The 21,759-nt window shown below is 62.0% G+C and carries 20 protein-coding genes; 12 read left to right on the top strand and 8 right to left on the bottom strand.

Features of this window, described 5'->3' with window-relative positions:
- Nucleotides 1–109 precede the first annotated feature (109 nt).
- From Q1A53_RS00655 to Q1A53_RS00645, 3 genes are all read left to right on the top strand, one after another.
- Nucleotides 110–1,003 (top strand): PfkB family carbohydrate kinase, encoded by an 894-nt coding sequence (locus Q1A53_RS00655; RefSeq protein WP_299961957.1) that lies wholly within the window; start codon nt 110–112, stop codon nt 1,001–1,003.
- Nucleotides 1,000–1,932 (top strand): pseudouridine-5'-phosphate glycosidase, encoded by a 933-nt coding sequence (locus Q1A53_RS00650; protein WP_299961955.1) that lies wholly within the window; start codon nt 1,000–1,002, stop codon nt 1,930–1,932. Before Q1A53_RS00655 ends, Q1A53_RS00650 begins: the two co-directional genes overlap by 4 nt.
- Nucleotides 1,933–2,008: 76 nt before the next feature.
- The gene (locus Q1A53_RS00645; RefSeq protein WP_299961953.1) at nt 2,009–2,725 is read left to right on the top strand and encodes a DUF502 domain-containing protein; all 717 of its coding nucleotides are present in this window, start codon (nt 2,009–2,011) and stop codon (nt 2,723–2,725) included.
- A gap of 320 nt (nt 2,726–3,045) precedes the next feature.
- Here Q1A53_RS00645 and Q1A53_RS00640 read toward each other — a convergent pair whose 3' ends face one another.
- Complete coding sequence (locus Q1A53_RS00640) at nt 3,046–4,077, bottom strand: patatin-like phospholipase family protein (protein ID WP_299961951.1); 1,032 nt, start codon at nt 4,075–4,077, stop codon at nt 3,046–3,048.
- A 61-nt stretch (nt 4,078–4,138) separates the two neighbouring features.
- Nucleotides 4,139–4,912, bottom strand: a complete 774-nt coding sequence (locus Q1A53_RS00635) for a 3-hydroxybutyrate dehydrogenase (RefSeq protein ID WP_366872308.1) — start codon at nt 4,910–4,912, stop codon at nt 4,139–4,141.
- Nucleotides 4,913–5,353: 441 nt separating this feature from the next.
- On the opposite strand from Q1A53_RS00635, the gene Q1A53_RS00630 reads away from it, so the two are divergent.
- Entirely contained in the window at nt 5,354–7,069 is a 1,716-nt protein-coding gene (locus tag Q1A53_RS00630) for an extracellular solute-binding protein (RefSeq protein ID WP_299963024.1), read from the top strand.
- Between the two features lie 133 nt (nt 7,070–7,202).
- Here Q1A53_RS00630 and Q1A53_RS00625 read toward each other — a convergent pair whose 3' ends face one another.
- Complete coding sequence (locus Q1A53_RS00625; protein WP_299961947.1) at nt 7,203–7,826, bottom strand: XRE family transcriptional regulator; 624 nt, start codon at nt 7,824–7,826, stop codon at nt 7,203–7,205.
- 65 nt (nt 7,827–7,891) lie between these two features.
- Between Q1A53_RS00625 and Q1A53_RS00620 the strand changes: the two genes are divergently transcribed.
- The 3 genes from Q1A53_RS00620 (at nt 7,892) to Q1A53_RS00610 (ending at nt 11,373) form a co-directional block, all read left to right on the top strand.
- Entirely contained in the window at nt 7,892–9,406 is a 1,515-nt protein-coding gene (locus Q1A53_RS00620) for a class I adenylate-forming enzyme family protein (RefSeq protein ID WP_299961945.1), read from the top strand.
- Nucleotides 9,403–10,044 carry a DsbA family oxidoreductase gene (locus Q1A53_RS00615; RefSeq protein WP_299961943.1) on the top strand — a complete coding sequence of 214 codons (642 nt, stop codon included), beginning with the start codon at nt 9,403–9,405 and terminating at the stop codon, nt 10,042–10,044. The genes Q1A53_RS00620 and Q1A53_RS00615 overlap by 4 nt, the downstream gene beginning before the upstream one ends.
- 102 nt (nt 10,045–10,146) lie before the next feature.
- Nucleotides 10,147–11,373, top strand: coding sequence for an MFS transporter (locus Q1A53_RS00610; protein WP_366872213.1), 1,227 nt, complete (start codon nt 10,147–10,149; stop codon nt 11,371–11,373).
- A 91-nt stretch (nt 11,374–11,464) separates the two neighbouring features.
- Here the strand turns inward: Q1A53_RS00610 and mfd are convergent, their stop codons facing one another.
- Nucleotides 11,465–15,097: a transcription-repair coupling factor gene (gene mfd, locus Q1A53_RS00605; RefSeq protein ID WP_299961941.1), complete on the bottom strand. Its 3,633-nt coding sequence runs from the start codon at nt 15,095–15,097 to the stop codon at nt 11,465–11,467.
- Nucleotides 15,098–15,131: 34 nt separating this feature from the next.
- Nucleotides 15,132–15,659, bottom strand: a complete 528-nt coding sequence (locus Q1A53_RS00600) for a component of SufBCD complex (RefSeq protein ID WP_299961939.1) — start codon at nt 15,657–15,659, stop codon at nt 15,132–15,134.
- 122 nt (nt 15,660–15,781) lie between these two features.
- Here Q1A53_RS00600 and hemB point away from each other — a divergent pair, with 122 nt between their 5' ends.
- From hemB to Q1A53_RS00585, 3 genes are all read left to right on the top strand, one after another.
- Nucleotides 15,782–16,786, top strand: coding sequence for a porphobilinogen synthase (gene hemB, locus Q1A53_RS00595; RefSeq protein WP_299961937.1), 1,005 nt, complete (start codon nt 15,782–15,784; stop codon nt 16,784–16,786).
- A 104-nt stretch (nt 16,787–16,890) separates the two neighbouring features.
- Nucleotides 16,891–17,457, top strand: coding sequence for a YSC84-related protein (locus tag Q1A53_RS00590; RefSeq protein ID WP_299961936.1), 567 nt, complete (start codon nt 16,891–16,893; stop codon nt 17,455–17,457).
- A 183-nt stretch (nt 17,458–17,640) separates the two neighbouring features.
- Nucleotides 17,641–18,093 carry a hypothetical protein gene (locus tag Q1A53_RS00585; RefSeq protein WP_299961934.1) on the top strand — a complete coding sequence of 151 codons (453 nt, stop codon included), beginning with the start codon at nt 17,641–17,643 and terminating at the stop codon, nt 18,091–18,093.
- Nucleotides 18,094–18,587: 494 nt separating this feature from the next.
- Here Q1A53_RS00585 and Q1A53_RS00580 read toward each other — a convergent pair whose 3' ends face one another.
- Both Q1A53_RS00580 and Q1A53_RS00575 read right to left on the bottom strand, forming a co-directional pair.
- The gene (locus Q1A53_RS00580) at nt 18,588–19,217 is read right to left on the bottom strand and encodes a LysE family translocator (protein ID WP_299961932.1); all 630 of its coding nucleotides are present in this window, start codon (nt 19,215–19,217) and stop codon (nt 18,588–18,590) included.
- Nucleotides 19,217–19,972 (bottom strand): helix-turn-helix domain-containing protein, encoded by a 756-nt coding sequence (locus Q1A53_RS00575; RefSeq protein ID WP_299961930.1) that lies wholly within the window; start codon nt 19,970–19,972, stop codon nt 19,217–19,219. Before Q1A53_RS00575 ends, Q1A53_RS00580 begins: the two co-directional genes overlap by 1 nt.
- 209 nt (nt 19,973–20,181) lie before the next feature.
- Here Q1A53_RS00575 and Q1A53_RS00570 point away from each other — a divergent pair, with 209 nt between their 5' ends.
- Nucleotides 20,182–20,364 (top strand): hypothetical protein, encoded by a 183-nt coding sequence (locus Q1A53_RS00570; protein WP_299961928.1) that lies wholly within the window; start codon nt 20,182–20,184, stop codon nt 20,362–20,364.
- Between the two features lie 45 nt (nt 20,365–20,409).
- Nucleotides 20,410–21,078 carry an EamA family transporter gene (locus Q1A53_RS00565; RefSeq protein ID WP_299961926.1) on the top strand — a complete coding sequence of 223 codons (669 nt, stop codon included), beginning with the start codon at nt 20,410–20,412 and terminating at the stop codon, nt 21,076–21,078.
- A 265-nt stretch (nt 21,079–21,343) separates the two neighbouring features.
- Here Q1A53_RS00565 and Q1A53_RS00560 read toward each other — a convergent pair whose 3' ends face one another.
- A complete protein-coding gene (locus Q1A53_RS00560; RefSeq protein ID WP_299961924.1) occupies nt 21,344–21,724 on the bottom strand; it encodes a VOC family protein in 381 nt (126 codons plus the stop codon).
- Between the last annotated feature and the right edge of the window lie 35 nt (nt 21,725–21,759).

Genomic DNA, 21,759 nt, shown 5'->3' with positions numbered 1-21,759 from the left:
ATGATCTCAGGCCTGTGCGTGGAGGACGGGGCGGTCCATGTTGTGCCCGGTCTGATACGGCCCCCAGCGCGCCCTTGAACCTTGCGCCGTTCCCGGCCACAACACGTCCATGAGCGTCTCGCCAGACATTTTGTGCATCGGTTCCGTTCTCTGGGACATCATCGGCCGGTCCGGCAGCGCCATGCGCAAGGGCTCGGACGTGCCGGGCCGGATCACGCGGATCCCCGGCGGTGTGGCCATGAACATCGCCATGACACTGGCCCGGTTCGGGCTGAGACCGGCGCTGCTGACGGCCATTGGCCGCGATGCGGAAGGCAATGAGCTGATCACCGCCTGCGCCGCGCGCGGCATGGACACCACGATGGTCTACCGCTCCGACGATCTGCCCACGGACGTCTACATGGCCGTGGAGGGCGCCAACGGATTGATCGCCGCTATCGCGGACGCGCACTCACTGGAGGCGGCGGGTGACAAGATCCTCGACCCCTTGTCCGATGGCAGGCTGGCCACGAGAGATTCGCCTTATGCGGGGCGCATCGCGCTTGACGGTAACCTGACACGCGAATTGCTCAGCGACATGGCCAGCAGCCCGCTGCTGGCATCTGCGGATTTGCGGGTCGCGCCCGCCTCACCCGGCAAGGCGGAACGGCTGATCCCCTTTGTCGCCCACGGACGTGGAACGCTTTATGTGAACCTCGAAGAGGCCGGGCTGATCTGCAACCAGAGTTTCGAGAGCACGGGTGATGCCGCACGTGGCCTGCTGGATCGCGGCGCGGCCCGGGTGCTGGTGACCAACGGCGGCGTTGATGTCACCGACGGGCGCCGCGAGGGGTTGCTGACGCGGACCCCGCCGCAGGTTCTGGTCGCCCGGGTGACCGGTGCGGGCGATACCTTCATGGCAGCCCATATCGCGTCCGAAGCGGCAGGTGCCGCGCCCGACGATGCCCTGACCCGCGCGCTTCAAGCCGCAGCCACCTATGTGTCCGGAGAGACCGCCCCATGACCGCCCTGCCCCTGTTACACGCCACCGAAGTCGCCGCCGCCCGCACCGCTGGGCGGCCCATTGTCGCGCTGGAAAGCACGATTATTACCCACGGCATGCCCTATCCCCAGAACCTCGACGTGGCGCGCAAGGTCGAGGATGACATCCGCGCCGCAGGCGTCACCCCTGCCACCATCGCGGTGTTGGAGGGGACGCTTCACATCGGTCTGGAGCCGGAGCAATTGGAGACGCTGGCGCAGTCGAAATCGGTGGCAAAGCTGTCGCGCGCCGATCTTGCCGCCTGCATGGCGTCCGGCGGCACCGGTGCAACCACGGTAGCCGCCACCATGATCGCGGCCCGTCTGGCGGGGATTGAGGTCTTTGCCACAGGCGGCATCGGCGGGGTTCACCGCGGGGCGGAGAACAGTTTTGACATCTCCGCCGATCTGATGGAGTTGGCGCAGACCCCGGTCACGGTCGTGGCCGCCGGGGCCAAGGCAATCCTCGATGTGGACAAGACACTCGAAGTACTTGAGACGCAAGGCGTACCGGTCATCGCCATGGGACAGGACAGCTTTCCCGCGTTCTGGAGTGCGACCTCACCGCTTAAGGCGCCTCTGCGGATGGACACTGCCGCAGAGATCGCGCGCGCGCAGTACACGCGCGGCCTGCTGGGCCTGCCCGGTGGCCAGCTGGTGGCCAACCCAATCCCGGTGGATGCCGAAATCCCCGCGAAAACGCTGGCGCCGATCATCGCGCAGGCGCAGGCCGATGCCACACGGCACGGCATCCGCGGCAAGGCGGTCACCCCCTACCTGCTGCAGCGGATCTTTGAATTGACCGAAGGCCGCTCGCTCACCGCCAATATCGCCCTGGTGCGCAACAACGCCCGGCTCGCCGCGGCAATTGCATCGGAATTGGTCAGCCTTACCCGCGAGGCGGGAAGTTGAGCCCGACCGCGCGGTATTGCGTTGTCGCTGCAGCCGCTTGTGCCTAGGTAGCAGGGATGCCAGTTAGAGTAAGTTTATGAATACGCCCTTTGATCCTGATCCCCCCGGTGTCCGCCGTACTCTCTTTGGCAGCCTGCGCGCCTCCTTCCTGACCGGGCTTGTCGTCATTGCCCCGGTGGGTCTGACGATCTGGCTGATCTGGTCCGTGGTCGGATGGATCGACGGCTTTGTGCTGCCGCTGGTGCCCGGCCCCTATCAGCCCGACCGGCTGCTGCAGACCTGGCTGGGGCTCGACCCGGAGATCCAGATCAACATCCGCGGCATCGGGGTGGTGATCTTCCTGATCTTTACGATCATCGTAGGCTGGATGGCCAAAGGGTTGATCGGGCGCTCCTTGATCCGCTTTGCCGAAAGCCTGGTGGAACGCACGCCGGTGGTCCGCAGCATCTACTCTGGGATCAAGCAGATCTCGGAGACGGTGTTCGCGCAGTCCGAACGCTCGTTCGAGAAAGCCTGCCTGATCGAATACCCCCGCCGCGGGATCTGGGCCATCGGCTTCATCTCAACCGATACGAAGGGCGAAGTGGCGATGCGGGCCAATGACGGTGCACCGATGCTCAGCATTTTCGTGCCCACGACGCCCAACCCGACCTCCGGGTTTCTGCTGTTCTTTCCCAAGGACGATATCATCGAGCTTGATATGAGCGTGGAGGAAGCGGCCAAACTGGTGATCTCCGCCGGGCTAGTCTACCCCAACGGCAAAGACCCGACCGAACCGCCGGGCCAGATCTAGAGCGTCTGACGACATACTTGGAACACTGGGTATCACGCAACGCGTTGAAATATTCGGTTTCAGGCAGCGTTGCGTTTCTCAGATTATTTCCATGACGCGGTCCAAGGTCGGATGCTTCAGGATGCCTTTAACAGTCGCTTCTCTCTAGACCGCCGCGCTGATCCGCATCGACGATCGCCAGCAGCATCCACAGGTGCTGCGTCCGCCCGGCGTCCGTGATGCGCTTTCGCCGGATCATCGCACAGCAAGCACAGAGCGACCCCCCGCCCGTGTTGCCCGATCTCCTGACCGCAACCATCGCCCACGCAAGCAGACCGGCGCTACTGAAACATCTCCACCAGATCGACGGAACTGCGAACATTCAGATGCTGCTTGCTCTGGGCCAGAAAACCATCCGCCGCCAGTTGTCCCGCTGCCTTCAACCGCGCGAGCGTATAGGGCGTGGGCACCAGTTTCGTGGCCACCGACAGCTCGTTCATCAGCGCGTCATCGGCGACCATATGCACCAGCACGCGGGATTTCTGATCGGTGCTGAGCGTGCCGTCATTCAGTAACCGCTGGACGAACTCGATAGCGCGCAGCTCCCGCAACAGCGATGAGTTGAAGCTGATCTCGTTGATGCGGTTCTGAATGGCCTGTGCCGTGCGCGGCAATTCCGTGCGTTCCAGCGGGTTGATGTTGATGATCACGATGTCATCGGGCAGCGACGGGTTGAAAAGCGGAAAGAGCGCGGGATTGCCGGTGTAGCCACCGTCCCAGAACGCCTCGCGCTGACCGGTTTCCGCGTCATCGACCTCCACCGCCTGAAACAGCGTCGGCAGACAGGCGGAGGCGAGGATCGCGTCGGTGCTGATCTCGCTGTCCTTGAAGACGCGCACCTTGCCGTTGCGTACCCTTGTGGCGCAGATGAAGAGGCACGGACCGCTGCCGCCTTCGGCGCAGACCTTGTCGAAGTCGAACTGCGTCACGATCGGGCGCAACGGATTGCTGTAAAACGGTCCGTAGGCGTAGGGCGACACCGCGCGCGACCAGGCATCGGCTGCCATCACAGGCCAGGAATATTCCAGCGAACGGCTTAGATCCGAGAGTGAAAAGGGCAGCATCCATTGCGGCAGATGCAGATCGGGCCGCGCGCCCACCTCCTGCCACAACCAATCCAACCGGTCCCTCGCGCCCTGCCGGCCGCCTTCGATCATACCGGCCTTCAGTGCGGCGCCATTGAGAGCCCCCGCCGAGGTGCCAGAGATCGCCGCGACCTCCACGTCCTCCTCCTGCAGCAGCCGGTCGAGCACGCCCCAGGTAAAAGCACCATGAGCGCCGCCGCCCTGCAGGGCCAGATTGATCCGTTTCATCGCCACCTATCCGCCTTCTGCACCATCGGGCCGTTACGGCTCCCGGTGAAAGCAACTATCCTCAAAGTGCCGTCCAGCCGCCATCGACGCTGATCGTGGTGCCGGTGATCTGTGCCGCCGCATCCGAGCACAAGAAGGCCGTCGTGCCGCCTAGCTGTTCAACGGTCGCGAATTCCTTGGATGGCTGGCGTTCGAGGATCACCTGCTTTTTCACCTCTTCCTCGGACATATCGTACTTCTTGGCCGTATCGGGGATCTGCGCCTCCACCAGCGGGGTCAGCACGTAGCCGGGACAGATCGCATTGGCGGTGATCGGCTCTTGTGCTGTTTCCAGTGCGACGGTCTTGGTCATGCCGACGATGCCGTGCTTGGCGGCGATATAGGCGGATTTATAGGGCGACGCGGTAAGACCGTGGGCGGAGGCGATATTGACCACCCGCCCCCAGCCCGCCTGTCGCATGACAGGCAAGGCAGCCGCGGTCGTGTGAAAGGCGGAACTGAGGTTGATCGCAATGATCGCGTCCCATTTTTCCACCGGAAATTCGTCGATGGGTGCCACATGCTGGATGCCCGCGTTGTTGATCAGGATATCGCAGGCGCCCGCGTCCGCGATCAGGCGGCGGCACTGGTCGCCCTTTGACATGTCGGCCTGGATATAGCGGGCGTTGGTTCCGGTCTCCGCGGATATCTTTTTGGCCAGCGCGTGATCATCTTCGCTGTCGGTGAAGGAGTTCAGCACCACGTCAGCGCCCGCCCGTGCCAGCTCCCACGCGATGCCCAGCCCGATGCCGGAATTGGACCCTGTGATCACAGCCGTCTTGCCCTTCAGCGAAATCTCGAATGCCATGGCGCTGTCCTTTGTCTGCTACGGGAATAGGATGGTGTTGCCGCCATCATGCCGTGCTGCGACTGCAAAGGAAATGGGTTTCGCACCTGCAGCGTGCGATCAGCACATCCCGGCAAATCAGCACACCGACATGCTCAAAAAAAAACGCCTGCGCGAGGCAGGCGTTAAGTTATTGAGGCAGGTTTCATACAGGCAAGAAACCTATCGAGCAGTGCATCTGTTATAAGCAATCTCGCGCCGCGGGCCAAGCTAAAAGTTTGATATGATGTAAATACCTCGGTAGTCTGAGACCCAAGAAAACAAGGGCAGCACAGGATTATCGGTAGAATGATCAGGGATTTTTTGCGGCCGATTTTCCGGATCGTCGCCGCAGGTGGTGTGATTCTCGCAAGCCATCAGGCGCTGGCGGAGCCCGCGCACGGGATATCTATGTATGGCACCCCCGCCCTGCCACCTGATTTTGTGTCCCTCCCCTATGCGCGCGCGGATGCGCCCAAGGGTGGCGACATCACGCTTGGCAACACGGGCGGCTTTGACAGCCTCAACCCGTTTGTGCGTAAGGGCACCGTGCCGTGGCAGTTGCGGTTTCTCACTCATGAAAGCCTGATGGGCCGGTCCTGGGACGAACCGTTCACCCTCTACGGTCTGCTGGCCGAATCGGTCGAGGTGCCTGAGGACCGCTCTTGGGTCGCTTTCACCCTGCGCAAGGAGGCCGCGTTCTCGGATGGCACGCCTGTCACTGTCGCAGATGTGATCTTCAGCTACGAGGTCTTGGGGCGCGAGGGGCACCCGCGCTATCTGGGTCTGGCCAACCAGATCGAGAGTATCACCCAGACCGGGCCGCGCAGCCTGAGGATCGATTTCAATGCCGACAACCGCGAGCTTGCGCTGCTGGCGGGCATGCGGCCTATCCTCAGCCGCGCGCAATGGGAGGGCCGCGATTTCGCCAACGCGCCGCTGGCGGAAATCCCCTTGGGCACGGGACCTTACCGGATCGGCGATTATGAGGCGGGCCGCTATGTGACGCTCATTCGCAATCCCGACTACTGGGGCGCTGATCTGCCCTTGCGCCGGGGCACGTTCAACTTTGACAGCATCAAGCTGGATTTCTACGGCGATGCCTCGGTGATGTTCGAGGCCTTCAAGGCCGGCGACATCTCTGCCTTGCGCGAATTCAACGCCGAGAAGTGGCAAAGCCAGTATGATTTTCCCGCCGTCACCCGTGGCGACGTGGTGAAATCCGAATTCCCGCACCAAAAGCCCTCGGGCATGACGGGCTTTGTGATGAACACCCGCCGCGCGCCCTTTGACGACTGGCGCGTACGGGCCGCGATGATCCAGGCATTCAACTTCGAGTATATCAACGACACGCTGACGGGTGGCGCGCAACCCCGCATCACCTCATATTTCTCCAACTCTGCACTGGCCATGCAGGAAGGACGCGCGACCGGTGCCGTGGCCGACCTGCTGCAACCTTTCGCGCAGGACATGCCCCCCGGTGCGCTAGAGGGCTACGCGCTGCCGGTGAGCGACAGCTCCCTGCGCAACCGGCGCGGCATCCGCGCGGCGATGAAACTGCTGGCCGAGGCGGGCTGGACGCCACAGGAAGGGGTGATGCGCAACGCGGCAGGTGATCCGCTACGCTTTACCCTGCTGCTCCAGCAGAACGATACGGAGTCCCTCGCCATCGCGGATCTTTATACCCAGGCCTTGCAGCGGCTGGGGGTGGACGTGCGGATAGAGACGACCGACAGCGCGCAGTTCACCGAACGCGAAGCGGAATTTGACTTCGACATGACGACCTACCGCCGGGCGCTGTCGCTGTCACCGGGCAACGAGCAACGGTTTTACTGGGGCTCCGGGACCGCCGCGCAACCGGGGTCGCGCAACCTGATGGGGGTGCGCTCTCCTGCGGTGGATGCGATGATCGACGCGATGCTCAGTGCGGAAGACGAGGCAGATTTTACCGCCGCCGTGCGTGCGCTGGACCGGGCGCTGATGTCAGGTCGCTACGTGATCCCGTTCTGGCAGTTCACGACCGGGCGCATCGCGCATGTCGCCGAGATGGCATATCCCGACACGCTGCCCCTTTACGGCGACGGGCCGGAGTATATGCCGCAGGTCTGGTGGTACGAGGCGGAGTAGGAGCGCGTACCCTGATACGGCATCGCCCGGGACGACCGGCGGGATATTGAGTTTATTTGGCAAGATGAAAGAGCAGGTTTGCACCTGAGTGGGGTGTGCCACGGCGGTCGTTTTGCGGGCGGGGGGTCCGGTTTCAGACCAGCGACGTGACCCAGAGGATATTGGCGTCTTCGGCACTGACCGACACCACGTTGTGGCCCATGGCCGCGTCATAGTAGGCGCTGTCACCGCGGCGCATCTCGACCGGTTCATAGAACTCCGTATAGAGCCGCACGACGCCTGTCAGCACGTAGAGGAATTCTTCGCCGTCATGGCGCACCCAGCCGTCGAATTCCTCCATGGTGCGGGCACGGACCCGGGCGCGGTAGGGCAGCATCTGCTTTTTGGTCAGCGTATCTGCCAGCAGCTCATGCTCGTAGGTGACGGTCGCCTGCGCCGTGCCCTGCCCTGACTTCGTCACCGCCATGCGCCCGTTGACCTGACCCGCGCGCGGGGGCGTGAAGAGCTGGGGCACCGTGATCTCCAGCCCGGTGGCCAGTTTTTTCAGCGCGTCATACGTGGGCGACATCTGCCCGTTCTCGATCTTGCTGAGGGTCGAGCGGGCGAGCCCCGCCTGGCTCGCCGCCTGTTCCAGCGTCCAGGCGCGGGCCTTGCGCAACTCGCGCACGCGCTGGCCGAGATCGACGGGGGCGGCCTGTTCGGTGCTGCCGTTTTCCCGCGCAATCTTGATGAGGGTTCTGGGATCGCTGTCAGACATGGCAGAGCTATAGGCGCTGGCGGGCGGGCTTGCAACGTGTCGGTCGCCGGTCTAGCACCCTGCCCATGCTGTCGGTCTTTGATCAAGGGGCGTGCCCGCCCTGCCCTGCGCCTTTCAACATGGCTGACTATGTGCTGACCTCTGGCGCGCGGCATCCCGACAAGACCGCTCTCACGGTGATCGGTACGCAGGAGGCGGAAAGCTGGTCCTTTGCCGATCTTCTAAGGGCCGTTCAGGGCACCGCCCGCGGCTTGATGCAGTCGGGTCTGGCCTGCGGTGACAGGGTTCTGATGCGGCTGGGCAATACGGTTGATTTTCCAGTCTGTTATCTCGGCGCACTTTGGGCCGGGATGGTGCCCGTGCCCACCTCCGCCGCGCTCACGTTGGGGGAGGTCGCCCGGATCATCGCGGATGTTGACCCCGCGCTGGTCCTGCAGGCCCCCGGCGTCGCCTGCCCTGCGCACCCCCGGATCGTCCCATTGGACGGCCTGCGCCACTGGCGCAGCCTGCCGTCCGGTCCGCCACAGATGGGGGATCCCAACCGGCTTGGCTATATCGTCTACACCTCGGGCACCTCCGGCGTGCCGCGTGCCGTCGGTCACGCGCACCGGGCGATCTGGGCGCGGCGGATGATGTTTGACGGTTGGTACGGTCTCACCCCGCAGGACCGGATGCTGCACGCAGGTGCCTTCAACTGGACCTACACGCTGGGCACCGGTCTGATGGACCCCTGGACGGTGGGCGCAAGCGCTCTGATACCCGCCGCGGGCACGGCCGCGACAGCCTTGCCGGATCTGGCGGCAGCGCATGGTGCCACGCTTTTTGCCGCGGCTCCGGGGGTCTACCGCCAGATGCTGAAACGCGACGGCCTGTGGCCCCGGCACCGCTTGCGCCATGGGCTGAGCGCGGGCGAAAAGCTCTCCCCCCGGTTGGCGCAGGCGTGGCAGGCGGCAACCGGCACCCCGATCTTTGAAGCCTTTGGCATGTCCGAGTGCTCCACCTTCATCTCCGGCGCGCCCGCGCGGCCTGTGCCCGCGGACGTCATCGGGCGCCCGCAGCCCGGTCGCCGTGTCGCGCTGCTGGGTGCAGATGGCCCGGTGCCCCTCGGCACCGAAGGCACCATCGCAGTGCACCGCAGCGACCCCGGCCTCATGCTGGGCTACATAGATGCGCCCGAAGAAACCAAGACCCGCATGCAGGGCGACTGGTTCCTGACCGGCGACCAGGGCACCATGACCGAGGACCACCAGATCCGCTATCTCGGGCGCGCCGATGATATGATGAACGCGGGCGGCTTTCGCGTCTCTCCGCTGGAGGTCGAAGCCGTGCTGGCCACGATGCCCGGCGTCACAGCCGTGGGAGTGACGGAGGTGGAAGTGAAGGCCGACGCCCGCGTGATCGCGGCTTTCTATACCGGGCCCGCCCCACTGGACCCCGGCGCGCTGGCCGATTATGTCTCCGACAAGCTGGCGCGGTACAAGCACCCGCGCCTTTATGTTCACTTGGCCGACCTGCCCACGGGCGCCAACGGTAAAATCCGGCGCAGCGACCTGCGCGCCCAATTCGAGGCTCCGTCATGACCCAGACCATCAAGCTCGACATCATGTCCGATCCGATCTGCCCCTGGTGCTACATCGGCAAGGCGCATCTGGACCGGGCATTGGCCGATCATCCTGACCATCCGTTCGAGATCGAATGGCATCCGTTCCAGCTCAACCCCGATATGCCGCGCGAAGGAATGGACCGCCGCGCCTATCTGGAGGGGAAGTTCGGCGGCAAGGAAGGCGCCGTGCGCGCCTATGCGCCGGTGGTGGAGCATGCGCAGGCGGCAGGTCTCAAGATCGACTTCGAAGGGATGACGCGCACGCCCAATACGCTGGATGCGCACCGTCTCATCCATTGGGCGGGGATCGAGGGGCGGCAAATGGCGGCGGTTGCCGCACTGTTCCGCGCCTTCTTTGTCGAGACGCGCGACATCAGTGATCACGACGTACTGGCCGATGTGGCAGACGGAATCGAGATGGACGCCGCCGTTGTGCGCAAACTGTTGCAGTCAGATGCGGATGTCGATGACATCAGCAAACGCGATGCCCACAGCCGGCAGATGGGCGTGCAATCGGTGCCGACCTTCATCGTGGCGGGCAAGCACGCGGTGCCGGGTGCCCAGCCGCCGGAGCTCTGGTCCAAGGTGATTGCGGAACTGACCGCTGCCGCCTGACGCCGCACAAAATCGCGCGTTGTGACGGGTAGCATCCTGAGTTAGATAATCGGTAACGCTAGTTTGCGTCAGGCCATTATCCGGCGGCGCAGGAGTATCCACGTGCCGCAGCCCTTGTCGCAGCCGCCCATCGGGCGGGTCGAATTCATCGCGTTGATCGCCATGATCAGCGCGACAGTGGCCTTTTCCATCGACGCGATGCTGCCCGCCCTGCCGCAGATCAAGGCCGAACTGACCGCGGATGCGCCCGAGCGTGCGACGCTGGTGATCACCAGTTTCGTCTTTGGCATGGGGGTGGGCACGCTTTTCGCCGGGCCGCTGTCGGATGCGGTGGGGCGCAGACCGGTGATTTTCTCCGGCTTTGCGCTTTACTGCGTGGGGTCCCTGCTGGCTATTCAGGCACAAACGCTGGAGCTGTTGCTGGCCGCGCGAGTCATTCAAGGCATCGGCGTGGCCGGGCCGCGCATCGGTGCGCTTGCCATGGTGCGCGATCTCTATGCGGGCCGTGAAATGGCGCAGCTAATGTCCTTTGTGCTGCTCGTCTTTTCGCTGGTGCCCGCCATCGCGCCCGCGCTTGGCGCGGTCATCATCTGGAGCATTGGCTGGCGCGGGATCTTTGGGGCGTTCGTGGTGTTTTCGCTGGTGATGGGCGGATGGTACGCTTGGAGAATGACGGAGACGCTGCCCCCCACCGCACGGCGACCCATCCGGATGTCGCTGCTCTGGGCGGCGCTGATCGAGATGCTGAGCATCCCGATGGTGCGGCTGTCGATGCTGACGCAGGCGCTGTGCTTTGGCATGCTCTTTGCGGTGCTCTCCACGACCCATCAGATGTTCGATCTGACCTTTGATATGGCGCGCAGCTTTCCCGCCTGGTTCGCGCTGATCGCCGTGCTGGCCGCGACGGCGAGCCTGGTGAATGCACGGCTGGTGCTGCGGCTGGGCATGCGCAAGCTGATCTCGACCATCCTGCTGGTGCAGATCGTGATCTCCGGCGGTGCGCTGACCGCCTTTGGCACGCTGGACACCGGGCTCGCGCTCTTTGGCGTTTTCCTCTTCTGGATCACGTCGCTGTTTTTCATGGCGGGCATGACGCTGGGCAATCTCAATGCGCTGGCGATGGAGCCGGTGGGCCATATCGCGGGCCTCGCCGCGTCGCTGATGAGCTCGGTTGCGACCATCGGTGCGGTCTTTGTCGCCGTGCCCATCGGTCTGGCGTTCACCGGCAGCCCGACGCCCGTGGCCGTGGGAACGCTGGTCTGTGCAATCCTTGCCTTTGCCCTGACCCTGCGCATGCGCAGCCTGGAACGCGTTGTCAGCGCAGCCTAGACCGATCCGAAAAACAGCGCCGTCATACTGTGGCACCCGGCTCGGCAAAGACTCAGGCGTCGCGCCACGTTGGATCGATTCTGTCAGGACTTCAGGCGTGCGCCTTTTTGCGCGCCTTCTTTTCCGCCACGACCTTCTCAGCCAGATCGCGCGCGATGGCAAAGGCACCCTTGATCTTGTCGCCGTCGCCTTTCCAGTCGCGGCGGATGACGATCTTGTTGTCCTTGACCTTGGCCAGCCCGCGCTGATCCTGAATGAATTCGACCAACCCCTGGGGAGAGGCAAACTTGTCGTTGTGAAACTGGATCGTGGCCCCTTTGGGTCCTGCATCCAGCTTGGCAATCCCTGCGCGTTTGCACATAGCCTTGATCCGCACCACGAGCATCAGCGTGTTGACCTCACGCGGCAATTTGCCAAAGCGGTCGATCAGCTCGGCGGCGAAGCCTTCCAGCTCCACCTTGGTGGTCAGGCTGCTGAGACGCCGGTAGAGCCCCAGCCGCACATCCAGATCGGGCACGTAGTCTTCGGGGATTAGCACTGGCACGCCCAGATTGATCTGCGGCGCCCATTGATCGTCCGCCTCGCTCAGGCCCTCCAGCTCGCCGGTGCGGATCTTGGCAATCGCCTCCTCCAGCATCGACTGGTAGAGCTCAAAGCCCACATCGCGCATCTGGCCCGACTGCTCCTCGCCCAGCAGATTGCCCGCGCCGCGGATGTCGAGATCCTGACTGGCCAGCGTGAACCCCGCCCCCAGCGTATCGAGGCTGGAGAGCACACGCAGGCGCTTTTCCGCGGCGGGTGTCAGCTTGGTACGTGGTTTCGTCGTGAGATAGGCGTAGGCGCGGGTCTTGGAGCGACCTACGCGGCCCCGGATCTGGTAAAGCTGTGCGAGGCCGAACATATCCGCCCGGTGCACCACCATGGTATTCGCCGTGGGGATGTCCAGACCCGATTCCACAATCGTCGTGGCCAGCAGAATGTCATATTTGCCGTCGTAAAAGGCGTTCATCCGGTCATCGAGCTCTCCCGCCGCCATCTGGCCATGGGCGACCACATAGGTGAGTTCGGGCAGCTGATCTTTCAGGAATTCCTCGATCTTCGGCAGGTCCGAGATCCGCGGTACCACGTAAAAGGACTGCCCGCCGCGATAGTGCTCGCGCAGCAGCGCCTCGCGCAGGGTCACCGTGTCGAATTCGCTGACGTAGGTGCGGATCGCCAACCGGTCCACCGGTGGCGTCCCGATGATCGACAGATCGCGCACACCGGTCAGGCTCAGCTGCAGGGTCCGCGGGATCGGCGTCGCGGTCAGTGTCAGCACATGCACGTCACTGCGCAGCTGCTTGAGGCGTTCCTTGTGGGTCACGCCAAAGTGCTGTTCCTCGTCGATGACCAGCAGGCCGAGGTTCTGGAACCGGATCCCCTTGGCGAGCAGCGCATGGGTACCGATCACGATATCGACGGTGCCCCGTGCCATGCCGTCCTTTGTCGTCGCTGCCTCCTTGGCGGAGACAAAGCGGCTGAGCGGGCGCACATCGATGGGAAAGCCGCGGAACCGCTCCGCAAAGCTCTTGTAATGCTGCCGGGCGAGCAGCGTGGTGGGCGCGATCACCGCCACCTGCACGCCGGACATGGCCGCCACGAAGGCCGCGCGCATGGCCACTTCCGTCTTGCCAAAGCCCACATCGCCGCACACCAGCCGATCCATCGGATTGCCAGAGGTCAGATCGCCGATGACATCCTCGATAGCGCCGAGTTGGTCGTCCGTCTCCTGATAGGGGAAGCGCGCGGCGAACGCATCCCATGCACCGGTCGGCGGCTCCAGCACCGGCGCGCGGCGCAGCGCCCGCTCTGCAGCGATGCGGATGAGCTTGTCGGCCATCTCGCGGATGCGCTCTTTGAGCCGGGCTTTCTTGGCCTGCCACGCCCCGCCGCCCAGCCGGTCCAGCAGCCCCTCGTCATGGCCGTACTTCGACAGCAGCTCGATGTTCTCCACCGGCAGGTAGAGCTTTGCATCCTCGGCGTATTCCAGCAGGATGCACTCATGCGCGGCCCCTGCCGCCGTGACCACCTCCAGCCCCTTGTACCGCCCGATCCCGTGATCCACATGCACGATCAGATCGCCCGGGCTGAGAGACTGGGTCTCTGTCAGGAAGTTCTCCGCGCGCCGTTTGCGTTTGGGCCGGCGAATGAGCCTGTCCCCGAGGACGTCTTGCTCGGACACGACAGTGATCCGAGCATCTCCTGACTTCCTCGCGACTCCCCCGGACGTAACCCGAGCACCACCGGAATTTTGATGCGCACCCGCTTCGCTGCTTGAGCGCGCTGTTTCAAGCGCTACCGCTTCGCTGCTTGAGCGCGCTGTTTCATGCGCTATCGCTTCGCTGCTTGAGCGCGGGGTCCAAGGCGCCTCGAACCCGTGCTCCAGCGCCCAGACAGCCAGATGCAACCCGCGTTTGCCGATACGCGTGGCATCGGACACCGGGATCGCCTCGGCCAGCCCTTCATCCTCGATCAGACCCGTCAACCGCTCGCGCGCACCTTCGGAATAGCTGGCGATCACCACCGGGCCCTCGTCCATCCTCGTACGGATATGATCCGCGAGCGCGCCAAAAAGGCTCAGCTGCTCCTGCTGCCGCTCCGGTGCAAAGTTCCGGCCCGGTCGCGCACCGGCATCCAGAACACCCAACCCCGTGGGCTGGGGCAGCGGTGCCAGTTGCAGGACCCGGCGGTCGGCCAGCGCCGCCTCCCAGGCGGCATCGGTCAGATACAGCCCTTCCGGCGGGCTCGGCTTATAGACCGTATCCATCCTGGAGCGGTTGGCCATGGCGAGACGTCGCGTCTCATATTGATCTGCGATGCTGTCCCAGCGGGCAAGCCGCATGGCCGTCACCTGATCATCGAGGCTGACGGTGGCGCCCGGCAGATAGTCGAACAGCGTCTCCAGTGTCTCGTGAAAGAACGGCAGCCAATGCTCCGCGCCCTGATGCTTGCGCCCGGCGCTGATCGCTTCATAGAGGGGGTCATCTGTCCCGGCCGCGCCGAATTCAATGCGGTAGTTCTGACGAAAGCGACGGATGGCCGCCTCGTCCAGGATCACTTCCGACACCGGCGCAAGCTCAACTTGATTGAGCTTCTCCGTTGTCCGCTGGCTTGCCGGGTCGAACCGCCGCGCGCCATCCAGCACATCACCGAAGAAATCGAGCCTGACGGGCCCCAGATCCCCCGGCGGGTAGATATCGACGATGCCGCCACGGACTGCATAGTCGCCCGGCTCTGTCACCGTGGGGCTTTGCACAAAGCCCATGCGCACGAGAAACTCGCGCAGACCCGTCTCGTCCACCCGGTCACCCACCCGGGCGCTGAAGGCCGCATCGCGCAGCAAGGCGCGCGCGGGCAACCGCTGGGTCGCGGCATTGAGCGTGGTGAGCAGGACGAACTGCTCCGGCATCCCGTGCACCAGCCCCGCCAGTGTCGCCATGCGCTGCGCGGAGATGTCCGCGTTGGGAGAGACGCGATCGTAGGGCAGGCAGTCCCAGCCGGGAAAGACCACCACCGGCATATCGGGCGCAAAGAACCGCAGCGCAGCGCGCATCGCCGCCAGCCGCTTGTCATCGCGTGCCACATGCACCACAGGCCCGGTGCCGCGCGCCACCTCATCCAGCAGCACACGCGCGTCGAAACCTTCGGGCACGCCGGACAAGGTGATATGTGAGGGATCCGCCATAGGCCGCTCTACTTGGCGCGCGCACCCTACCCTGTCAACCGGATAGCGGGCTCACGGACAGGTTTTGGTACATCCCCCACAGCGAGGTGACAAAGATCGACACGATCCCGATCATCTGCACGTAAAGCCGGTGCCGCGCCAGCCGCGCGCAGAGCGCTTCGCCCATGGGTTCTTCATCGTAGATCAGCCGCGCGGTGGACAGCGACAACAGGCTGACCAATGCCATCGGCAGTCCCAGCAGAAACAGCGCCTGGGCAAACTCCACCCGGTAAAACAGCCCCAGCACGAAAAGCCCGGTAAGCAGGAAACACCCAAAGCCAAGCAGCCACAGCCCGGACACCTGCGCGATATAAAGCAGCCTGCTGACGTTGACGCGCACCATATCCGTCAGGTCTTCTTCGGCCTGCCCGCCGTGGCGACGCGCGCGCTGGACCATGTCATAGGGCACACCTAGCACCCAATGGCTGGCGCTTGACCACATCACGGCCAGCACGATCCAGAACCACAGGTTCGAGAAAGACCGCAGGTCGATCAGATCAAAGACGTTCTGGTAAAAGCTCAAAGAGGGTCGGCTCTGGTTACTCGGTTCGCCTCTCTTAGCGGTGCCGCCTGCCGCTGCCTACCCCTTGGCTTGCACAAAAAACCGTGGCAGTCATGCGGTGTCACTCAAACTGGACAGTTTTCATGCGCCCGACACAAGCTCCGTTTCCCGCAACACGCCTGCGCCGCGCCCGGCAAAGCACGGCGATCCGCGCCCTGACGCGCCAGAATACGCTCAGCGTGGATGATCTCATCTGGCCCGTCTTCGTGCGCGCCGGTGAGGGGATCGAAGAGCCGATACCGTCCATGCCGGGGGTCTTTCGCCGCTCGGTCGACAAAGTGGTGGAGGCCGCGCGCGAGGCGGCCGATCTGGGTATCCCTGCGATTTGTCTCTTTCCCTACACCGGTCTGCAAGAGCGCACCGAGGATTGCGCCGGCGCCTGGGATCCCGAGAACCACGCCAACCGGGCCATCCGCGCCATCAAAGCCGCTGTGCCCGAGATCGCGGTGATGACCGACGTGGCCCTCGATACCTACAACATCAACGGCCATGACGGCTTTGTGGAGAACGGCGAGATCGTCAATGACCGCTCCGTGGAGGCGCTGGTCAAGATGACACTGGCGCAGGCCGAGGCGGGTGCCGACATCATCGGACCCTCGGATATGATGGACGGCCGCATCGGCGCCATGCGCAGCGCGCTGGAGGACGCAGGCCACCAGAACGTCATGATCCTGAGCTATGCGGCGAAATACGCCTCTGCCTTCTATGGACCCTTCCGCGATGCGGTAGGGGCGTCGGGCGCGCTGACAGGCGACAAGAAGACCTATCAGATGGATCCGGGCAACTCCGACGAGGCGCTGCGGCTGATCGAGCGTGATCTCAGCGAGGGCGCGGATATGGTCATGGTCAAACCCGGCATGCCCTATCTCGACATCTGCCGGAGGGTCAAGGACAGCTTTGGCGCGCCCACCTACGCCTATCAGGTCTCGGGCGAGTTCGCGATGATCCAGGCAGCGGCGGAGCACGGCTGGATCGACGGAGAGCGGGTGATGATGGAAAGCCTGATGGCCTTCAAACGCGCGGGCTGTGACGGGATCCTGACCTATTTCGCCCCCGCCGCGGCAAGGCTGCTCAACGCCCGGCGGTAAGCTGCACGGGTTCCCAGCTTTCCCGTGACAAGCCCGCGCGATGGGCGTATCTTTGCGCATAAGTCGGACAAACCGGCATATGAGCAAACATACAGGCGGATCAAATGACAGATTTCAGACTTTCCCGCAGGGGATTCACGCTCGGCGCGCTGGCGGGCGTGTCGGTGACGGCAGCCTGCGGCAACGGCGTGGGATCGCGCGGATCGGTGGCCATTGACGCCCGCGTCGATGCAGCCCTGGCAGAGATGTACCGACGCTATCCCAACACGGTGAACCTGGCGGAGAAATCCAACGGCATGCTGGTCATGCCGCTGGTGACAGAGGCGGGTTTCGGCTTTGGCGGCGCCTACGGGCGCGGCGCGCTGCGGGTGAACGACGTGACGGTGGATTACTACTCGACCGCGCAACTGTCGGGCGGCTTGCAGATCGGCGCACAGCAATATGCGCATGTGCTCTTCTTCCTCACTGAGAACGCGCTGACCCAATTCCGCCGCTCCCCCGGCTGGGTCGTGGGCGGCGACGTAGAGTACGTGATCTCCGATCAGGGAGACGGGGTGAAGGCGGACAGCACCACGGCGCTGTCACCGGTGCAGGCAGCCGTCTTCGGCCGCGCGGGCCTGCTCATCGGAGCGACACTGCAGGGCACAAAGTACACGCGGATCATCCCCTAGAAGCGCGGTGCAACCCGGCAACCGCGTCCGAGCACGGTCGCCAACCCGCGCCCGTCAGAGCCGTTCGATGGCACCAAAGCACGACTGAACCGCTGTTAGCGTCTTGCTTCTCGACTGCTGTTGACAGCCCAAAGCGGTCCTTGCTGCAGAGGTTCTTCGGGAGTAAAATTGAGTAGGACTAGCATGGTAACGGCGGATGGCAAAGCCGGAAGAAAAGACAATTTTTCTGATGTGAGGCTCTTCGAAGTTGCAAAGTCGACTTATCAAACGGAGTTCTCTCTTTCGCAACACTATGAGACATTGCGAGCCTCACTGACTGCAGTCAATTTAGCGCTTGTTGGTGCGGTTTTTTCTATTGATGTGAGAGATGAAACTGCCCGCCTGGCGTTCCTTCTGATACTTGGTTTGGTTTCTGCGCTCTTGGCGCTTAGGCTAGGACAGGCGCACCAGTTTCACTTTAAGCTTGCTGCGAAGATGAGGCGAATTGCCCTTCAACACCATCGAAAGGCGTTCTCAAAATTTAATGAAGTAAACAGGGATTGGTCCGAAAGAAACTTCTGGTGGAGTTGGGCAGATCATGAAGCCCTATGGGTTTTTGATCAACATCAGTGTCCCGTGGACTTTTGTGGCAATTGAAGTCTTTGACTTCAAAGCAATGCCGTAAATGAGCCTGCTATTGACGACGGGACATGTCGGAAAGATGGGTATAGTTGCCGCCGTCAGCCCAAAGCGGTCATCGCATTCGGACATTGGATCCAGCACTTGCTGCCATTTTCCAACGTTGCACCGCGCCAGTATGCGCCTCATACTCGAAACGAAAAAAATGGAGAGTGCGATGTCTGAAACTGAGTGTATTTGCGGCTGCGGTGAGACTACACGCGGCGGTCGGTTCCGCCCAGGCCATGACCAGAAGCTTCGCAAAGCAATTGAAGATGCTGTAGGCGGATTGGAAAACCTACGCGTAGTCGCCGAAGCGCACGTCAAGCGCCCTATAACGACTAGCAGGCCAGAGTGAAGGCTGGCTGTTTGTGACCTTCCATACAAAGAGCAGCGAGCGGCATTACCAGCCCATATAGACAGATGCCACGGGGCGCGCGGATATCGGCTTTAGTAACCGACCGCACGATACCTTATCGCGATTCGGTCGTCGCCAACGTGAAGCCAGCGAACAGAAAAAAGCATGCCAGCCCGCTTTCAACCCATCGCCGCGCTCGAAAATAGCCTCGCCGGATCGGTTCGGAAGACAGGATCAAGGCGTAGCCTCCATGTCCTGCGAAAGAGATCACAAACGCCCCCGTGATAAAAATGAGAACAACGGAGATCGGGGCGTTTCCGACACCGCCGACGCTCGCCACTGCAAGCCAGAAAAAGATCGCCTTCGGGTTTGAGAGTTGCAGTGCAAATCCGGTCAGCCCTGATCGCCATGCGCTTGAAGCGGAACAGACTTTTATCAACGATGCTGGGTTTAGAGCCGCGATGCGGAACGCTTTGTAGGCGAGCCATGTGAGATAACCCGCGCCGATCAACCATACATACGTCATCAGGTCAGCCATTTCGGCCATCAAAGCGGCCAATCCAAGAACGGTGGCGGTCGAGAGAACGATGGAGGCGCAGGCAATACCGAAGGCAGTCACTATTGACGTCAATCTACCTTGGTTGGTCGCCGAGCCTAGGATCAGCATGATCCCCGGTCCGGGTGAAATGACACCCATGAACTGGATCGACCAAGCGAGCATGAGTTGGGGCAGATACTCGGCCATCAAACGCCAGATAGGAGCTGGCGATACACCGCAGGTGTCATTCCAGTCTGCGCCTTAAACGTGCGGGTCAAATGGCTCTGGCAGGAAAAGCCACAAGCCGATGCCGCTTTGGCAATACTGCTTTCGCATCGCAGACTGTCTTTGGCGGCCTCAATTTTGCGCATCGTAACCCATTTGTGCGGAGACGTACCTCGCGAGACGCTGAACATCCGATGAAAGTGGAACTCCGAAAGCCCTACTTCAGCTGCAAGCTCAGAAAGCCTTATGGCGCCACCAATGTTGGCGTCGATCCACGCGTCCGTCTGCCTCAACTGTTTGGTCGCGAGACCACCTTGAAGCGGTCTACGACGATCTGGGAGGCAATAGATCAGCTCTGCGATTGCACTATCCGCGAGTAAGAGGTCATTCGAAGCTGCGGCAAAAACCAACTGTTTTAGCTGCTCCGTCATGGGAGGCGCAGCGTCAAACTTTATTTCAGCAAGGTCGAAATACCGGGCGTCCAGATCATGGATGCGAGAAAACCAAGCACGCAGCGGTTCGTCCGGCAGAACCAAATGCAAAAACTGGAACGGCGTTGTGATCTCCCAATCGGAGGTTTGCCCTTCAGGCAGCACGCAAATCGCGCCTGGAAACCCCTTCATGCCTCCTGCATCAAGCCTCCGCGTTCCGGTTCCACCTTTCAGATGGAGGCTAAAGGTGTGCCCTTTAGGTTTGTTGTAGAAAATCCGGTCGCTGTGCTTCTCCCATATGGTCACGGTTCGGCCAGCACCCAAGTCGAGTCGGGCGTGCGCATGAGCGGTGGGAGACTGCTCCAAATAATCTGAAACCGTTGATAGCATAAATATTCATAGCCTTTTGGCTTATCCAACTAAAGGCGGCTGGGGCGACTAAACTCCAAAAACCGCAAGATCGTGCAAGCCCGGAGCTGCGCCCGGTGGTAACGCCTGCGCCGAAGGGGACAGTTTTGAATAGCGCAGTATTATTTGTCGCCACGGTCTTGATTTGGGGAACGAGCTGGATTGCGATTACTTTGCAGATCGGGCAAGTGCCAGTCAGCGTGTCGGTTCTTTATCGGATCGCGCTCGCGGCGGTCCTTCTGCTTTTGGCGCTCGCAGCCATCAAGCGTCTCGCTCTGCCTGCACAATAGCGGTTCGTCGTCCTTCAGGCCATCTGCCTGTTCAGCCTGAACTTCGTGGCGCTCTACAATGCCGCAGCTTTGATCCCGTCTGGGCTACTATCTGTTGTTTTCTCTCTGGCATCCATTTTCAATGCGCTGAACGCCCGCGTCTTCTTTGGTGAAAAAATTGCAGTCCGAGTGGTGCTCGCTGGGTTGCTGGGGGTGTCAGGACTTATTCTCCTGTTGTGGGACAGCCTGACCGTTTCGTTTGATCCTGACACTGTGCGCGGAATTGGTTGGGCGTTGCTGGGTACTATGATCTTTTCGTGGGGCAACATAGCTTCCCGTAGGAACAGCGCAACCAGGACTGCACCGATCATCGCTAACGCATGGGGCATGGGTATTGGTGCAGGTGTGCTCCTCGTTCTGGCATTGGCGACACGTCAGCCATTGGTCGTTCCAACTGATCCGACCTACCTTGCCGCGTTGCTTTATCTGGCAGTGTTTGCCTCTGTGATCGGCTTCACGACTTACCTGATGCTTGTTTCGCAGATCGGATCGGCACAGGCTGGCTATGCGACGGTGGTTTTCCCCGTTGTAGCGCTGGTGATCTCCACGTTCTTCGAAGGCTACGCATGGACAGCTACTGCCGTCATCGGAATTGCTCTGACCCTATTAGGCGATGCCGTTATGTTCGGAAGGTTTGGCCGAAAGCGTGCCGGGAAAATCCTTAAGCTGACATAGCGATATGGTACTCGAACGGCAGCTCCGTCTCACGATTTTCCTATCCATGGAACTTTAGCCTTCGCTATCGCAGCGATTGTCCGGCAAGGCGGGCGCAGCCGTAGAAACTCTGTTAGTGGTCGGATGGCGGCTTTGGGCCGCCCGCGAAAGCCCTCCACCCTTGACCATGGGCGATGCTGCGGAGGCCCCGACGGCTCGACTGAGCCCATAGTCACTGATGCTGCAGAGACTTCAAACGACCGCTAATGGAAAACCAGCCCACACACTATTCTGCCCCGCTGGTCAAATCCTGGGCAAGCATCAACGCGTTGCCGTCAGGATCATAGAAGGTTGCTGTTTTCACCATGCCTTCAACGACATCGGTGCCGCCGTCAAATTTAACTTCGGCCTGCTCCATTTTCTGCCGCGCCACATCCAGATCAGCGATACCGAAGACAGGAACACAGTTTCCAGGCGCAGGTTTCGTGTGTTCGCCCAAACCGATTGTCACGCCGGTCGTCTTGGTCTGAAGCTCTGACCATCCTGCCTCATCCGCGTGGTAGATCGTCTTAAATCCAAGCATACTGCCGTACCACTCAGCACTTGCATGGCGGTCTTTGACTGACAACGCTATGGTGATGGTTTCTTCCAGTGAAATGAGTGACATGGTCTTCCCTTTTTTGCATAAATTTATTAACTATA

The sequence above is a fragment of the uncultured Roseobacter sp. genome (genome assembly GCF_947496515.1).
In the GTDB taxonomy this organism is placed as follows: Bacteria; Pseudomonadota; Alphaproteobacteria; order Rhodobacterales; family Rhodobacteraceae; genus Roseobacter.
This window is presented reverse-complemented; position numbering and strand designations above follow the sequence as displayed.

Coding starts and splice junctions, on each gene's coding strand:
- Q1A53_RS00585 (WP_299961934.1), top strand. CDS start 17,641: ATGGTAACGGCGGATGGCAAAGCCGGAAGAAAAGACAATTTTTCTGAT.
- Q1A53_RS00615 (WP_299961943.1), top strand. CDS start 9,403: ATGACCCAGACCATCAAGCTCGACATCATGTCCGATCCGATCTGCCCC.
- Q1A53_RS00620 (WP_299961945.1), top strand. CDS start 7,892: ATGCTGTCGGTCTTTGATCAAGGGGCGTGCCCGCCCTGCCCTGCGCCT.
- Q1A53_RS00590 (WP_299961936.1), top strand. CDS start 16,891: ATGACAGATTTCAGACTTTCCCGCAGGGGATTCACGCTCGGCGCGCTG.
- mfd (WP_299961941.1), bottom strand. CDS start 15,097: ATGGCGGATCCCTCACATATCACCTTGTCCGGCGTGCCCGAAGGTTTC.
- hemB (WP_299961937.1), top strand. CDS start 15,782: ATGCGCCCGACACAAGCTCCGTTTCCCGCAACACGCCTGCGCCGCGCC.
- Q1A53_RS00580 (WP_299961932.1), bottom strand. CDS start 19,217: ATGGCCGAGTATCTGCCCCAACTCATGCTCGCTTGGTCGATCCAGTTC.
- Q1A53_RS00625 (WP_299961947.1), bottom strand. CDS start 7,826: ATGTCTGACAGCGATCCCAGAACCCTCATCAAGATTGCGCGGGAAAAC.
- Q1A53_RS00640 (WP_299961951.1), bottom strand. CDS start 4,077: ATGAAACGGATCAATCTGGCCCTGCAGGGCGGCGGCGCTCATGGTGCT.
- Q1A53_RS00655 (WP_299961957.1), top strand. CDS start 110: ATGAGCGTCTCGCCAGACATTTTGTGCATCGGTTCCGTTCTCTGGGAC.
- Q1A53_RS00560 (WP_299961924.1), bottom strand. CDS start 21,724: ATGTCACTCATTTCACTGGAAGAAACCATCACCATAGCGTTGTCAGTC.
- Q1A53_RS00650 (WP_299961955.1), top strand. CDS start 1,000: ATGACCGCCCTGCCCCTGTTACACGCCACCGAAGTCGCCGCCGCCCGC.
- Q1A53_RS00630 (WP_299963024.1), top strand. CDS start 5,354: ATGTATGGCACCCCCGCCCTGCCACCTGATTTTGTGTCCCTCCCCTAT.
- Q1A53_RS00645 (WP_299961953.1), top strand. CDS start 2,009: ATGAATACGCCCTTTGATCCTGATCCCCCCGGTGTCCGCCGTACTCTC.